The sequence below is a fragment of the Hymenobacter cheonanensis genome, from assembly GCF_030581075.1.
In the GTDB taxonomy this organism is placed as follows: domain Bacteria; phylum Bacteroidota; class Bacteroidia; order Cytophagales; family Hymenobacteraceae; genus Hymenobacter.
This window is the reverse complement of sequence record NZ_JAUQSW010000008.1, coordinates 149966-165965: the sequence shown is the minus strand read 5'-3', so window position 1 is coordinate 165965 and position 16000 is coordinate 149966. Positions and strand designations below refer to the sequence as shown.

Annotated in this window: 10 protein-coding genes; 4 read left to right on the top strand and 6 right to left on the bottom strand. The window is 63.4% G+C overall.

From position 1 onward, the window contains the following. Positions 1–7: 7 nt before the first annotated feature. From Q5H89_RS15925 to parS, 6 genes are all read right to left on the bottom strand, one after another. Complete coding sequence (locus tag Q5H89_RS15925; protein ID WP_305020332.1) at positions 8–1696, bottom strand: family 43 glycosylhydrolase; 1689 nt, start codon at positions 1694–1696, stop codon at positions 8–10. 86 nt (positions 1697–1782) lie between these two features. Beyond that, positions 1783–3315, bottom strand: coding sequence for a RagB/SusD family nutrient uptake outer membrane protein (locus Q5H89_RS15920; protein WP_305020331.1), 1533 nt, complete (start codon positions 3313–3315; stop codon positions 1783–1785). A 107-nt stretch (positions 3316–3422) separates the two neighbouring features. Next, the gene (locus tag Q5H89_RS15915) at positions 3423–6590 is read right to left on the bottom strand and encodes a SusC/RagA family TonB-linked outer membrane protein (RefSeq protein ID WP_305020330.1); all 3168 of its coding nucleotides are present in this window, start codon (positions 6588–6590) and stop codon (positions 3423–3425) included. A 453-nt stretch (positions 6591–7043) separates the two neighbouring features. Beyond that, positions 7044–8021 carry a fatty acid desaturase gene (locus Q5H89_RS15910; RefSeq protein ID WP_305020329.1) on the bottom strand — a complete coding sequence of 326 codons (978 nt, stop codon included), beginning with the start codon at positions 8019–8021 and terminating at the stop codon, positions 7044–7046. 79 nt (positions 8022–8100) lie between these two features. Continuing rightward, a complete protein-coding gene (locus tag Q5H89_RS15905; RefSeq protein ID WP_305020328.1) occupies positions 8101–8562 on the bottom strand; it encodes an RES family NAD+ phosphorylase in 462 nt (153 codons plus the stop codon). A gap of 11 nt (positions 8563–8573) precedes the next feature. Continuing rightward, complete coding sequence (parS, locus tag Q5H89_RS15900; RefSeq protein WP_305020327.1) at positions 8574–9017, bottom strand: type II RES/Xre toxin-antitoxin system antitoxin; 444 nt, start codon at positions 9015–9017, stop codon at positions 8574–8576. Positions 9018–9207: 190 nt separating this feature from the next. On the opposite strand from parS, the gene Q5H89_RS15895 reads away from it, so the two are divergent. The 4 genes from Q5H89_RS15895 (at position 9208) to Q5H89_RS15880 (ending at position 15958) form a co-directional block, all read left to right on the top strand. After that, entirely contained in the window at positions 9208–10221 is a 1014-nt protein-coding gene (locus Q5H89_RS15895; protein ID WP_305020326.1) for an amidohydrolase family protein, read from the top strand. Between the two features lie 167 nt (positions 10222–10388). Then, positions 10389–11750, top strand: coding sequence for a sigma-54-dependent transcriptional regulator (locus Q5H89_RS15890; RefSeq protein ID WP_305020325.1), 1362 nt, complete (start codon positions 10389–10391; stop codon positions 11748–11750). A gap of 338 nt (positions 11751–12088) precedes the next feature. Continuing rightward, positions 12089–13855 carry a sensor histidine kinase gene (locus Q5H89_RS15885; RefSeq protein WP_305020324.1) on the top strand — a complete coding sequence of 589 codons (1767 nt, stop codon included), beginning with the start codon at positions 12089–12091 and terminating at the stop codon, positions 13853–13855. A gap of 60 nt (positions 13856–13915) precedes the next feature. Beyond that, positions 13916–15958 carry a KUP/HAK/KT family potassium transporter gene (locus Q5H89_RS15880; protein ID WP_305020323.1) on the top strand — a complete coding sequence of 681 codons (2043 nt, stop codon included), beginning with the start codon at positions 13916–13918 and terminating at the stop codon, positions 15956–15958. The last annotated feature ends 42 nt before the right edge of the window (positions 15959–16000 follow it).

Sequence of the window (16000 nt, the reverse complement as noted above, 5' to 3'; positions counted from 1 at the left end):
ACAAAGATTAAAAAACGGGCACTTTTTGCGTAAATATGCCCCCTTCGCGGCGTACTCGCACCAAGTAGCTGCCCGCCGACAGGCCAGCGGCGACGGCTAGCCTGGTTTGCTGCGGGCCAAACTCCCGCCGGTACACCGGCTGCCCAAGCAGGTTAAAGACCTCCACCGTGGTGCTGCTGCTAGCCCCCAGACTACCCAGCTCGACCGTAAAATTGCCCGCCGTGGCCGGCACCGGGTATATCGAAACGCCCGCCAGGCGCTGGGCCGAGGCGGCGGCCAGGGGCGCATTGGCCAGCGTGGCCGTCCAGCGCTGGCAGTTAAAGCCGTTGTAGTACCACAAGCCCAATTGCTGGCCCGGGGTGGTCGAGCAGTTAGGCACCTCCACCACGTTGTTGCCGGTGGCCGAGGTAAAAATGTAGTCGCCGTTGCTAGCCCGCTCGATGCCGTACTGCTGGCACACCAGGCCATTGGAGGCGTAGAGCTGCAACTTGGTGCCAGCATCGGGCAGGCAGTTGATGACGTCCAGGGCCAGCCCGCCCAGGGCGTTGGTGATTTTATAGTACCCCGTGCCCAGCGGCACCAGGTCCCACTGCTGGCAGGTGAGGCCGCTAGGGGTACCCTGGGCCACCATCTGGCCCGATACGCCGGTGCAGCCCCAGGCATCCCACACCAGGCCGCTGTTCTGGCTCTTGATGGTGTAGCGGCCGGCGGCCAGCCAGTCGCGGCTCACGGTGGGCCAGCCGGTGGTGCCCCACGTCAGCTGGGCCAGGCCTAGCTTGGGCGCGCCGTTGTCGTAGCCGTCGTAGTAGTGGTGGCTGAAATACGTGATGCCGCCTTCGGTGAGCAGCCCGGCGTGGCCCGGCCCCACGTAGCGGCCCGACTTGCTGAGCAAAGTGGTGCCGCCATTATTGTTGAGGTCGGCGCCCGCCTGGTCCAGAAACGGGCCCGTGGGGCTAGCCGAGCGCCCAACCTGGATGTAGTAGGTGCTGGCCGCGCCGTTGCAACAGGTGCCCCGGTTCACAAACAGGTAGTAGTAGCCGTTGTTATAGGCCACGTACGAAGCCTCCACTCCCCCATTGGCCACGGCGTACTGTGTATTGACGTTGAGCGGCTTGCCCGTAGCAGCGTCGAGCTGCGTGACGCGGATGCCGCCGAAGTACGAGCCGTAGGTCAGCCACAAATTATTGCTGGCATCGGTAAACAAAGCCGGGTCGATAGCATTGGGGGCGCTGTTGCCGAGCGCCGTGCTCGATACTACCTCGCCCTGGTCGGTCCACTTAAAATCGGGGCTGGCCGGGTCGAGGGTGGGGTTGGTGGCCAGCCCGATGGTCGATACCTGCGAGCCAAACGTGGAGCACGAGTAGTACAGGTAGTACTTGCCGTTCAGGTACTTGCACTCGGGCGCCCAAAACGTGCCCGCGAAGCCCGGCACCTTGCCGTTTATCCAGCCTGGGTAAAGGGTTTTGGTGTACACCGACTTGGCATCGGTCCAGTTGATGAGGTCCGTGGAATATTTGCAGGCAATGCCGTCGCCGGTGCCGAACACCCAGTAGGTGTTGCCGCTTTTAACAATCGTGGACGGGTCGTGAATGCCGAGCGCGCCCTGCAGCGCATAGGCCGGCGCCACGGCCCAGGCCACCAAAACAGCTACCAGCAGGGCTAGCTGCCGCGCGCGAACGAGTAAGGAAGCAACCATATCGGGTGGGAAAAGAAAGCGGTTGAAACAGCCAATTGGCCGCTACCCCACCCTAGCGGGAAGCGCAGCGGCCAATCAACAACAAACTAATAGCCAGGATTTTGCTTGATATTGGGGTCAATATCAATGTCGTTCTGCGGAATGGGCAGCAGCTTCGACTTGCCCAGCACGAAGTTGGTGAAATCGGGGTCCTTGGCGATGAGGTAGTCCAGGCCAGTTTGGTTATCGAGCAAGCCCCAGCGGTTGATATCGAACCAGCGCTGGCCTTCGCCGGCCAGCTCGCGGCCGCGCTCGTCGCGCATATACAGGCGCAGGCTGGCTTGCGTGAAGGTGCTGGCGGCCGGCGTGGCAATGCCCACGCGGTCGCGCACCTGCTTCACCAGGGCCACGGCGGCGGCCGTCTGGCCCAGCTCGTTCAGGGCCTCAGCTTGCAGCAGCAGCACATCAGCGTAGCGAATCACCCGGAAATTGATGCCCGAGGTAAAGTTTTCGGGTGTGGTGCGGGTGCGGTCGTTCAGGTATTTGCGCCAGTATTGCTGGCTGGGGTTGTAGCCCAGCTCCGAGAAGGTTTTGCCGTAGAAACGGTCGGGGTTAAGGGCGCTGATGATGGAGATATCGCGGCGCGGGTCGATGGCGTGCTTCTTGGTGCCGGGCACCAGCGCCGTGGTCGAATCGGTGTAGGCGGCCGTGAGCCACTGGCGGGGCTGCACGTCGGCAAACGAGTACACGGGCGGCCCAAAGAAGTTGGGCCGGTCGTAACCCTCCGACGAGCGCGAGTTGTCCTGGCCCTGGCCCACGTCGAGCACCGCGCCCGAGTACTGCACCTCAAACAGCGACTCGCTGTTGTTCTCGTTGGTTTCGGTGAAGTTGTCGAGGTAGCTCGACACCAGCGAGTAGCGGCCCGAGTTGATAATGGTCGTGAACAGGGCCGAAGCCTCCGTGTACTTGCGCTGCTGCATGTACATCTTGGCCAGCAGGGCCTGGGCGGCGCCCTTGGTCACGCGGCCCAGGTCGGCCGAGCCATAGCTGAGCGGCAGATCCGGAATGGCGGCTTGCAGGTCGGCAATTACCTGGGCTTCCACTTCGGCTGGGGTGGCCTGCTTGGCGCGGGTGTCGGCCGTCGACTCGGTGATAATCAGCGGTACGTTGCCGAAAAACGAGTCCAGGTCGAAGTACATCAGGGCCCGGATGAAGCGGGTTTCGGCCAGCAGGCGCGCTTTCAGCGCGCCGTCCATGTTGATGGCCGGAATGCGGTTCAGCGCCTGGTTGGTGCGGAAAATGGTGCGGTAGTAGTCGTTCCAGGCAAAAGACGAGATGAAGAAGTTGTTATTCGCCTGCACGAAGCGCGTAAAAATGGCCAGCTCCACGAAAGGGCTCTGGCTGTACGACTCGTCGGAGCGGGCCGTGATAAACTGCCACGAGTGGCCGTAGCAGGCGTACTGCTGCACGCCCGAGTAGCAGGCCGTCACGCCGCGCGTGGCGTCGTCGGCGGTGAGCCAGAACTGGGCCGTGGACAGCGTGTTGGGGTTGGTTTTATCCAGCAGGTCCTTCTGGCAGCTGGTAGCCGTGCCGAGCAGGCTGCCGGCCAGCAATAGGGTAACGAGTTTGTGGGATTTCATAAAAAGAAGATTTTTCAATGATTAATGGTTAATGGTTAGTGGTTAATTATCTTATTGATAGTTAGTTAATAACCACCATTGATAATTAACCATTAACCATTAATCATTTAAAAAGTGGCCTGCACGCCGGCCGTGAGGGTGCGCACGTTGGGGTAGGCGCTGTTGTCGATGCCGCGGCCATAGTATTCGGTGCCCGTGATTTCGGGGTCGAAGCCCGAGTACTTGGTGAAAGTCACCAGGTTGCGGCCCGTCACGTATACCCGCACGCTGCCGATGGCCGGGGCCCAGCCCAGCATATTTTTGCCGAAGGTGTAGCCCACCTGCACGTTTTTAAGGCGCAGGTACGCGCCATCTTCAAGCCAGCGCGTGGTGTAGTAGAGCGAGTTTTGGGCGGCCGACTGCGCCAGGTTGGGGTCGGTGCTGCCGCCTTGCAGCAGGCGCGGCACGCTAGCCGAGTGGTTGTCGGGCGTCCACGGAATTACGTCGGCCTCGTAGTTATTGGGACCGTCGTAGCGCTCCAGGGCAAACTTGGCGTTGTTGAAAATCTGGTTGCCCGTCACGCCCTGCCAGAACACCGACACGTCGAAGCCTTTGTAGGCGGCCGTCAGGTTCAGGCCGTACTGCATTTTCGGGTAGGGCGAGCCCACAAACACGCGGTCTTTCGAGTCGATAACCCCGTCGCCGTTGGTGTCGGTGTACTTCACGTCGCCGCCCGAAGCGTAGGGCTGAATGACTTTGCCATCGGCGCTCTTGTAAGCGTTCACCTCGTCTTTCGACTGGAAGATGCCCGCCATCGGAATCAGGTAGAACTCGCCCAGCGGCTGGCCTACCGTAGTCAGGGTCAGGCCGGCGCCGTCGGGTATCTGCTGGCCCGCGTTGGGCAGGGCCGTCACGCGGTTGCGCAGGGTAGTCAGCGTCACGTCGGCCCCGTAAGTGAAGGCCTTCCGCGTTTCGTGGTAGCCTAGCGCCAGCTCAAAGCCCCGGTTTTCGATATTGCCCGCGTTGCGGTACAGCGCCCCGCCAAAGTTGCCCAGGTACACTGGTAGCTGCGTGGGTGCCAAGGCGTTGCGCGTTTCGGCAATGTAGTAGTCGGCCGACAGGCTCAGGCGGTTGTCGAGCAAGGCCAGGTCGAGGCCGATATCCTTGGTGCGGCGCTCTTCCCACTTGATGTCGGGGCTAGCCAGGGTAATCTGGGTGGCCCCGTTCACGAAGGTCTGGCCCGAGCCCAGCACGTAGTTCACGCTCTGGGCCACGCTGGGGTACGGCAGGTAGGCCCCGAAGTAAGCCCCGCCCAGCGCCTCGTTGCCGATGAGGCCGTAGCTGGCCCGCACCTTCAGGTTGTTAATCTGCGGCAGGGCATTCTTGAAGAACTCCTCTTCGCTGATGCGGTAGCCCAGCGAGCCGCCGCCAAAGTTGCCCCAGCGATTTTGCGGGGTAAAGCGCGACGAGCCATCGCGCCGGAAGCTGGCCGAGGCCAGGTAGCGGTTTTTATAATCGTAGGTAGCCTGGCCGAAAAACGACTGCCGGGTGATTTCAGCATCGGCCCCGCCCACCGAGGCCCCGCCCGAGGTCGTGCCCGCGTCGAGCACGAAATAGTACTGCGGCAAGGCAGTGTAGCCCTGCGCCTGGGCAAAGGTATTGTGGTACTTGGTGTCCTGCTCCGAGTAGCCGGCCAGCGCGTTCACGTGGTGGTCGCCGAAGCTCTTGTTAAAGTTCAGCGTGTTCTCGGCCATCAAAAACACGTCGTAGCCCTGGTACTCGCTCAGCGAGGTGGTATTGATGGGCGTGTTCTGGCGCAGAATGCCGGCCCGCTGGGCGTCGGCGTTGTTGTAGGTGTGCCCGTCGATGGCCAGGTTCAGCCGGTAAGTCAGGAAATCGAAGATGGAATAATCCACCGTGAAGTTGCCGGCCAGGCGGTTGTCCGACTGCGTGCGCGTGAGCAGTGTTTGCGCGCCCACGGGGTTGGTAGCGAAGGTATTCTGCGTGGTGCTACCCGTGCCAAAGCCCCCGAGGTTATTGGCGTCATAAACCGGAATGCTGGGCAAAAACAGCAGCACGTCGATAAACGGCGCGCCGTTGAGCAGCGTCGTGCCCAGGTGCGTCAGCTGCGCGTTTTCCTGAAACCGAAACTTGCCTTTGGTCAAGCCCGAGTTCAGGCGCAGGCTGTAGCGCTTAAAATCGGGACCGCGCACAATGCCTTGCTGGTGAAAGTACTCGCCCGAAATGAGGTAGTTGCTGGCGTTTTTGCCGTCGGCCGTGCCGCCCGACAGGCTCAGGTTATAGTCTTCGGTGCGGCCGGTGCGGAAGAATTCCTTCTGCCAGTCGGTGTCCACGTTGGGGTCAAACTTGCCGCCCGCCGTTTTTACGGCGCCGGCCAGGCTGTTCTGGCCGGCGTTGAGGGGGTCGATGCCGGCGTTGGCGTAGGCCTGCACGGCGCGGTCGGCCCACTGACTGGCGTTGGTCAGGTTGTAGCGCTTGTAGAGCTGGTCGATGCCGGTGTAAGCATTGAGGCCGATGGTAGGCACGCCGCCCTTGCCACGCTTGGTCGTAATCTGAATAACCCCGTTGGCCCCGCGCGAGCCGTACACGGCCGTGGAGGAGGCATCCTTCAGCACGTTGAGCGTGGCAATGTCGTTGGGGTTCAGGTCGCGGATGTTATCCGTCCAGAGCCCGTCAATCACGTAGAGCGGGTTGCTATTCGCAAAGCCCGCGCTGGCAGGGCCGCGCACCGTAATCACCGGCGTGTCGCCGGGCCCGCCCGAGCCCTGAATCTGCACGCCCGCTACGCGGCCCTGAATGGACTGCACAGCCGTGGCCACCGGGGCCTTCTGGGCCTCCTTCACGTCGAGCGCCGACACGGCGCTGGTTACGTTTTGGCGGTCTTCGGTGAGGTAGCCCACCACCACCACATCGCTCAGCGAGCGGCTGTCGGGGGCCAGGGCCACGTCCACCGTCGAGCGGTCGCCCACCACTACTTCCTGGCTGGCGTAGCCGATGTAGGAGAATACCAGCGTGGCGCCGGCGGGCGCGTCGAGGGTGTAGCGGCCATCGGCGTTGGTAGCGGTGCCCACGTTGGTGCCCTTCACCAGCACGTTTACGCCGGGCAGGCCCTGGCCTTTTTCATCCACAATGCGACCCGTGATGGGGCCGGCGGCCCGGGTGGCTTCCCGCGTTTCGACCGCGGCCGGGGCGTGGGCCAGCAGGGGTTGCAGGGGCAGGCAGCTGAGCGCGGCGGGCAATACGAGTCGCCGCATCTTAGGTACTGACTTTCTCATGAGCGAGAAGGGTTGGGTGGGGAAAGTGAATTTGAAAAGAAGCAACACAATTACACAATCGATTGTGTAAGTCAATTAAAAAAAACGCCATCTTACGGTCCAGAAACCGGGCTCGGGGCCGGTTGGAGTGATGTCGTTTTGAATCAACGCAACAATAATAAGGGCTTTTCGCAGAATTAACAAAAATAAAACGTTCGGGTAGCGCCTCCCCACGAGCTTAGTTTGGCCTTGCAAACGATTGCAGATAGGCTAAAAGCGTTTTCTGGCTCCCGAAAAAAACTTATTCTGCTGCAACCTTACTCACAAGCACATTAACGATTGTGTGAGATTACTTCTCGCTAGCCCTCCTACTCTCTTTCCCCTGGTTTGCGCCAGGCCCACGCAAAACCCCCACTACCTGCCCGGGCGGGCCGCAGTGGGGGCTGGTACCAGGGGCGGGGTAAGCCGCTGGCTTTACTTGGTGGCGGGCACCGCGCTTTCGGTGGGCAGGCCGCGCACGAGGCGCGAGTAGAGCGAGAGTTCCTGGTCGAAGAGAAAGCGCAGCAGCACCTTGGTGTAGCTGGTGTGGTGCAAGAGCGGGTCGTAGAACTCGGGCGCCATTTTGCGTAGCTCAGGCAGCTTATTCCAGGGCACGCCGGGCAGGTCGTGGTGCTCGTTGTGGTAGCCGATGTTGAGGTGCACGCCGTTGAGGCGGCCGTAGTACGAGGTGGTTTCCTGCTCGGGGCTCAGCACGAGGTAGTGCTCCTGAATCCAGCGGGCACCCACCGGGTGCAAACTCACCGAAAACCAGAAGCTGAAAAACAGGTACAGAAACGCCCCCGGCCCCAGCCACAGATACATGCCCACGTTGAAGGCAATCTGGGCGGCCCAGTTGGCGGCGATGTACTTATCGAACGGCACTACGCTGCGGCAGCGAAAGGTGCGCACCACCTGAAAAATCGGGAAGAAGAACAACCAAATAGCTTTGCCAATGGCGTAGTGCTGAATAAGCTTGGCCTCGTAGTGGTCGGGCAGGTCGGCATCGTGGTCGAAGTGGCCGAGCGCCGAGTGGTGCTTGAGGTGAAACTTGCGAAAGCTCATGGCCGTCGGAATCACCATCGGCAGGTTGGCCGCGATGCCAACCGCCGCATTGGCCCACTGGCCCTTAAAAACCAGGTTGTGCGTGGCCTCGTGCACAATCACAAACAAGGTGTGGCACACAAACGCCCCTAGCACGTAGGACGCCAGCAGCGACCAGTACCAGGCGTGGCCGTGCAGCAGGTAAGTCATGGCCACCTGCAAGGCCACGCAGCCCGCCGTAATGAGGGCCGTAGTGGCGTTGCGGGTCATCAGGCGCTTCACCTCGGGGTGGGCCTTAAGCAGCTGGCGCGCACGCACGTGGTGCGACACGGGCTCGGCCGTCGGGGTGTAAGCAGTGGGGGCGATGGCCATATAGGTGGGGCTAGTAAAAATAGCGAGGGGTTACTAAGGTACTTCTTTTCGGCTGGGCCGGAGCGCCGGGGCCCCGCTCCTAGCCCAGCTCGGGGGCTTTAATGCGCGGGTCGAAGGCAAAATCTTCCCAACCTACCAGGCGAATCTGGGTGAAATCGGGATGGCGGGTATTGAGCACGTAATTGTGCTCGTGGGCGATGATGGACGAAGGTACCCGCAGCACGGCGGCCTGCTGGCGGCGGTACCAGTCGGCCCCCAGGGGCTGGCAGCGGGCGTAGGCGCTGGTGGGCTGCCAACCGGCCGGCAGCTGGGCCAGGGTCAGCTCTTCCACAGCCAGGTTATCAGGCACTTCTATTCGAATGACTTTGAATAAGTTATTCAGGCCCTCGCCGCTGCGGTGCACCACGTTTTCGAGGCAGGCCAGGGCGCGGCTGCCCGCGGCGTAGATGACGAACTGCCCGCGCAGGTTCCAGCGGCCGGCATTGCCGGAAGCCACCAGCTCGCCAGCATACCTGGCCAGGCAAATGCGGTAAATTTCCACTGCGCGGCGGGCTAGGCGAAGTCGCCGTAGGCAATGCGGCTCACTTCCTCGGCCACGAGGTCGATGCCCCCGCTCGTTTGGAGCAGGGCTAGCGGCGGCTGGTTATCGAGCCCAAACGCCGGCTTGCCCAGCCAGCGCCGGAAAGCCGCCGCCTCGCCAAATACCTCGCCGCCCTGCCGGGCCAGGGCCAGCAGCTTCAGCACCTGCTCGCTGGCGGCGGGGGCCAGGCGCTTATTGGCATCGCGGTAGGTGCGCAGGGTTTTGGTGGTGGTGTGCAGCAGCTCGGCCAGCTCTTCCAGGCTTATTTGCAAGAGGTTGGCTACCGCAAACGCCACTTTGGCGGGCACGCCGGTGCGAGCCTCCATTACGAGGGCAAAGGAGTCGCTGACGACCGTAACCAGGCTAGTTAGGGCCGCCGGAATGGTACTGGGCGAGTAAGCAGGCGCGGCAAGCATAGGCAAGGAAAATGGGCTAGCCCGATGCAGCCGGGCAAACACCCGGCAAAGATGGGAAATTTTTCTTTACAAAACGGAAAATTTACTTTTCGTTCCGCGTGCTGCTTTTTAATGGCTAGCCCGGCTGGCAACGCCCGGGCCAGTGGGCTCGTTTGCTGTCCAGTTCCTCTTCCACTTTTCGCTTACCGCTATGCCCGCCCAGCCTTTGCCTCAGCGCATCGTCGCGCTCGAAGAGCACGTTTCTTTTCCTGATATGGTCGAGCGCATTCCGCTCGCGGCCCGGCAGCAGGCCGGCTGGCCTTCCAATGCCAACCCCCACTCGCCGGTGCGCGAGCAGGCGAGCCAGCTGGCCGAAATTGGCGCCGAGCGCCTGCGCCTGATGGACGAAGCCGGCATCAGCGTGCAGGTGCTCTCCGTGTCGGGGCCGGGCGCCGAGCTGCTAGGCCCCACCGAGGGCCCGGCCTTCGCCCAGGAGTACAACGACCGGCTGGCCGCCGCCATTGCCCGGCACCCCGGCCGCTTTTTTGGCTTTGCCCACCTGCCCATGACCAACCCCGTGGCTGCCGCCGAGGAGCTGGCGCGCACCGTGGGCACGCACCAGTTTCGGGGCGCAATGCTTAACGGCACCACCCAGGGGCTGTTTCTCGACGACCCCAAATTTGCGCCGCTGCTGGCCCGCGCCGAGGCGCTAGGGGTGCCGCTGTACCTGCACCCCGGCGTGCCGCCCGCGCCGGTGCGGGCCGCTTATTACAGCAACCTGCCCCACGAGCTGGGCGAGCGCCTGAGCATGGCCGGCTTTGGCTGGCACGCCGAAACGGCCATCCACGTGCTGCGCCTTATCCTGAGCGGCACGCTCGAAACGTACCCGCGCCTCAGGTTCATCATCGGCCACATGGGCGAGACGCTGCCCGTGATGATGGCCCGCGCCGACCTGACCATGCCCGCCGACCAGACTCAGCTGCCGCGCAGCATCAGCCAGACGCTGCGCGACCAGGTATTTATCACCACCAGCGGCATCTTCACGCGCCCGCCGCTGGAGGCAGCCCTGGCCACGTTTGGGCTCGATAACATCTTGTTTTCAGTCGATTATCCCTACGCGCCCAACAAGCCGGGCCACGAGTTGCTGGCCGGCCTACAACTGCCGCCGGCCGATATCGCTAAGCTGGCTTATCGCAATGCCGACCAGCTGCTGGGGCTGGCTTGAGGCAAGAAATTAAAGAGCCAGCACACGTATCGGGGGCGCGCAGCGCAGCAGGCGCAGCCGCACAAAGGCCGAGCGATTCGCCTTCGGGCCGTGCCAGGCGGCTTGCCACGGGGCGCTCACCGTGAGCAGGGGCGGTAATTACTGCCTCTGCGGCTGACCTTTGCCCCATGCCTCAGCCCACGCTTCTGCTCATCGACGACGAAAACCGCCTGCGCCAGGTGCTGGCCAGGGTGCTGGAGCTGGAGGGCTACACCGTGCTGCAAGCTCCCGATGCCCGCCGCGGCCTCCAGACCCTGGCCGAGCACGCAGGCGAAATCCTCGTCATTCTTTCCGATGTGAAGCTGCCCGACGGCCACGGCGTGGCCCTGCTGCCGCGCTACCAGGCCGCCGCCCCGCTGGCCGAAATCATCCTGCTCACGGCCTACGGCACCGTGCCCGACGGCGTGCAGGCCATGAAGCAGGGCGCCTTCGACTACCTCACCAAGGGCGATTCGGACGACCAGCTGCTCGTGGTAGTGGCCCGCGCCGTGGAAAAGGCCCGGCTGCGCCGCCGCGTGGCCGAGCTTGAAAAGCAGGTGGGCCAGCAGTATACTTTTGAGGCCATGATTGGGCAATCGGCCGCCCTGACCCGGGCCAGGGCCCTGGCCGAGCGCGTGGCCCCCACCGATAGCACCGTGCTGCTCGAAGGGCCCACCGGCGCGGGCAAGGAGTTATTTGCCCAGGCCATTCACCAGGCGAGCGGGCGCCGGGGCAAGCCGTTTGTGGCCGTTAATTGCAGCGCGTTTCCGAAAGATTTGTTGGAGTCGGAGCTGTTTGGCTACCGCAAAGGCGCCTTTACCGGGGCGCTGGCCGATAAGAAGGGGCTGCTGGAGGAGGCTAGCGGCGGCACGCTCTTCTTAGACGAGATTGGCGAGCTGGACTTGGCCGTGCAGGCCAAATTTCTGCGGGTGCTCGAAACCCAGGAATTTACCAAGCTCGGCGATACCCGGCCCACCAGGGTAAACGTGCGCCTCATCGCGGCCACCAACCGCAACCTGCGCCAGGAGGCCGCTGAGGGGCATTTTCGGCCCGATTTGTACTACCGGCTTTCGGTGTTTGAGCTGGCCGTGCCGCCGCTCAGCGCCCGGCCCGACGACGTGGCCCCGCTGGCCCGGCACTTCCTGCAGGTGTTTGCGGCCAAGCTGCGCAAGCGCCTGCCCGGCTTCGAGCCCGAGGCCCTGGCGCGCCTGGCCCGCTACCCCTGGCCGGGCAATGTGCGCGAGCTTAAAAACGTGCTGGAGCGCGCCGCCATCCTAGCCTTCGACAACCAGCCGCTAACCCTCGACGACCTGCCGCCCGAGTTTCAGCACCTGCCCGCCCCCACCCCCGCCGACCCCACCGACCGCAGCCTGCGCGCCGTGGAGGCCCGCCACATTGGCCAGGTGCTGCGCGAAGCCAGCGGCAACAAAATGGAGGCCGCCCGCCAGCTGGGCATCGGCGTGAAGACGCTTTACCGCAAAATTGAGGAGTACGGCCTGGGCCGGGAGTAGCCGTGAGCAGAGCATAATCGTCTGTCATGGCGGGCGCAACGCAGTAGAGCGCGGCAATCTTTCCTCATTCGTTGGTATTCTAACCCTAACGTGCAGGAAGGATGGCTTCACTTTGCTCGCCATGACAGGCGACCGGATAGGCCCATTTTGACCTGGCCACCGGGTCAAAATGACCCACCCGCGGCAATTGCCCTAGCCACGGCAATAAGCCGCCAGTAATTTATTTCCTTCATTATCAATTGCATAAGCAAAATAAATTGCCGACGGGCTAGCCAGGCCCGCCTTTCGCTAGCCCTGGCACGCCGGCCCCGCCCTAATGCGGCCCGCCGGCGGCTACCATGCAACTGCAAGCAAAAATTACGTTGGGGTTTCTGGCGATGCTGGGGCTGCTGCTCGGCATTGGCTGCTACGGCTACGCCACGCTGGGCCGCCTCGACCGGGCCAACCGGGCGGTATTGCAGGAGAATTTTTACTCGGTACAGCTTGGCCAAGGCATGTTGCAGGCGCTCGATGGGCTAGCCGCCCGCCCCGCCAACGGGCCTGCCCTGGCCCGCCTGCACACGCTGCTCGACCGCGAGGCCGACAACGTGACCGAGCCCGGCGAGCGCCGGCTCGTCGATAGCCTGACCCAAACGCTGGCTGGCTACCCCGGCACCGACCCGGCCGCCGGCCAGGCGCGGCTGCGCCAGCTTACCCACCGCGTGGTGGCCCTGAACATGACGGCCCTGACCCGCAAGAACGGCCGGGCTATGCACGCCGCCGCCCAGGCCAAGAGCTACCTGCTGCTGTTCAGCGTGCTGAGCGCCCTAGTGGGGCTGATGCTGGTGGGCAGCGTGCCGCAGGCGGCCGTGGGCGGCCTGCGCAAGCTGGCTGCCAGCCTCGACTACGCCACGCGCACCAATTTTGCGGTGACGGTGCCCATCGAGAGCACCGACGAGGTGGGCCAGGTTACGGCGGCCTTCAACCGCCTGCTGGTGCACGTGCAGGACATTCGCAGCCACAGCCTGGCCGATGTGGTAACCGAGCGCAACCGCACCAGCGGCCTCGTGCATACCCTTAGCGAGCCGCTTTTTCTGCTTGACCCCGGCCGCCGCGTGCTCGTGGCCAACCCGGCGGCCTGCGCCCTGCTGGGCCTGGCCGAAAGCCAGGTGCTGGCCCGCCCCGCCGCCGAGCTGGCCCAGGAAAACCCGGTATTTGCCCAGCTGCTGGCCCCGGCGCTGCTGCCGGTGGCCCAGCGCCCGGCCGGCCCGCAGCCCCTGGCCGTGGTGGGGCCCGATGGCGCCCCGGCCCACTACCAGCTGTGGGTGCACGAGGCGGTGGCCTTCAACGAGGCGCGCGACCAGATGGAGGCCGTGGGCACGGTCCTGGCCCTGCGCAACGTGTCAGCCTTTCGGCAGCTCGACCAGACGAAGTCGGACTTCCTGGCCACGGTATCGCACGAGCTGAAAACGCCGCTTTCCAGTATCAATTTCAATCTCAAGCTCTTGCACGACCCGCGCGTGGGCTCCCTCAATGCCGAGCAGCAGGAGCTGGTAGCCACCATGAAACAGGAAAACCAGCGCCTGCTACGCCTCGTGGGCGAGCTGCTGACGGTGGCCCGCCTCGACGTGGGCCAGGGCATTGCCCTCGACCCGCGCCCCCTGGCCGTGCCCGACCTCGTGGCTGCCGCCACCTCGCCACTGCGGCTGCAGCTGCGGGCCCGCCACCTCACCCTCGATACCGAGCTGCCCGCCAACCTGCCGCCCATCCGCGCCGACCACGAGAAAACGACCTGGGTGCTGCTCAACCTGCTGGTGAATGCCGTGCGCTACTCGCCCGAGCAGGGCCACATTCTGCTCAGCGCTGCCCCCACGCCCGACCGCCGCGCCGTGCGCGTGCAGGTGCAGGACCACGGCCCCGGCATTGCCCTGGCCGACCAGCAGCGCATTTTCGAGCGCTTCGCCCAGGGCCCGGCCGCGCCCGAGGCCAGCCCCCACGACGACCACGGTACGGGCCTGGGCCTGAGCATCTCGCGCGAGTTCATCGCCAGCCAGGGCGGCGAGCTGGGCGTCGAGAGCACTGCTGGCCAGGGCAGCACCTTCTATTTCACGCTGCCCGTGGCCTAGCCCCAGTTAGGCCGTCGCGGCAACTCATCACTCCTAATTCAAAACTCCTAATTAATTCAAATGTCCTCCTCCCTGGCCCTGCCCACCGAAGACAACATTCACCTGCGCCGCGTGTCGGCGGCAGGGCTGCTGGTCACGCTCGGCATCATTTTCGGCGACATCGGCACCTCGCCGCTCTACGTGTTCCAAACCATCATCGGCGAGCGGCCGGTGAGCCAGCTGCTGGTGTTTGGCGGCGTATCGGCCGTATTCTGGACGCTCACGCTCCAGACGACCATCAAGTACATTCTGCTCACGCTGGAGGCCGACAACCACGGCGAAGGCGGCATTTTCTCGCTGTTCTCACTGGTTAAAAGCCGGGGCAAGTGGCTGCTGTTTCCGGCTATTATTGGCGCCGGCACGCTGCTGGCCGATGGTATTATTACGCCCCCCATCTCGGTGTCGTCGGCCATCGAAGGCCTGAAAATCCTCTATCCGGCGCTCAATACAGAAACGATTGTCTTCATCGTTATTGCCATTATCACGCTGCTGTTCGCGTTTCAGCAGTTTGGCACCAAGGTAGTGGGCGCGGCGTTCGGGCCCATTATGCTGCTCTGGTTCTCGGCCATCGCGGCGCTGGGGCTAGCCCAGATTTTGCACTATCCCGGCGTGCTGGCCGCCCTCAACCCGGCCTACGCCATCCGGCTGCTCACCGAATACCCGAAGGGCTTCTGGCTGCTAGGGGCCGTGTTCCTGTGCACCACCGGGGCCGAGGCGCTGTACTCTGACCTGGGCCACTGCGGCCGGAAGAACATCCGCACGTCCTGGATTTTTGTCAAGAGCGCCTTGGTGCTCAACTACCTGGGCCAGGCCGCCTGGACGATGGGCCATGTGGGCCACACGCTGGCCTCGAACCAGAATCCGTTTTTTATGATTGCGCCGCAGTGGGCCATCGTGCCGCTTATTGTGCTGGCCACGCTAGCCACCATCATTGCGTCGCAGGCACTCATATCAGGCTCGTATACGCTTATTTCCGAGGCCGTTAGCCTGCGCTTCTGGCCCAAGGTGCGGGTGCTGTTTCCTACCGACCAGCGCGGCCAGATATACGTGCCCAGCATCAACTGGCTGCTGTGGTTTGGCTGCGTGTGCGTGCAGCTGTGGTTCAAGACCTCGGAGGCCATGACGGCCGCCTACGGCTTCAGCATCACGGTGGCTATGCTCATGACCAGCCTGCTGCTGATGCAGTACCTGCGCGGCGTGAAGCACTGGGCCATTCCGGTGGTGGGGCTGATTATGCTCGTTTTTCTCACCGTCGAGTTCTCGTTTCTCATCGCCAACATCACCAAGCTGCTCAACCGGCTCGGCATCCTTGTCTTCGAGTGGGGCCTGATTTCGATGATGTACGTGGGCTACCGGGGCCGCGAAATCAAGAACAGCCTGCTGAGCTTGCTGCCGGTGGCCGGCACCAAGCCCACCTTGCAGGAGCTGAGCCAGGACGAATCGGTGAGCAAGTACGCCAGCAACCTCGTGTACCTCACGCACAGCAAAAAAGCCGGCGAGCTGGAAAACGAGATTCTGTATTCCATCCTGCGCAAGCAGCCCAAGCGCGCCGACCGCTACTGGTTTATCAATATGAGCATCGCCACCGACCCCTACTCGACCCGCTACTCGGTGGAGGAGCTGGTGCCCGGCGTGGCGTATAAAATCAACTTCCGGCTGGGCTTCCGGGTGCAGCCGCGCCTCAACCTGCTCTTTCGCCGGGTGCTGGAGCAGATGGGCGAGCGCGGCGAAATCGACATCACCTCGCGCTACGACTCGCTGGCCAGGTACCACATGCCCGGCGACTTCCGCTTCGTGGTGCTCGAAAAGGTGCTGAGCCACGACAACGAACTCAGCTTTAAGGAGCGCTTTATCCTGAACGGCTACTTTTTCATCAACCGCTTCGCCATCTCCGACCAGCAGCTCTTCGGCCTCGATACCAGCGACGTGGCCCTCGAAAAAGTGCCGCTCACCATCAAGCCTGCCCCCGCCACCCACGCCCTGCTGCGCGACGAGCCCGAGCAAGCCCAGGACCCCGTGCCGGCCGCCAGCGTTCAGGCCGAGCTAGCCCCGGAAAAGATATAAGCCCGAAGACAGGAGAAAAAGCAACCACCCCCGTCCTGCTCG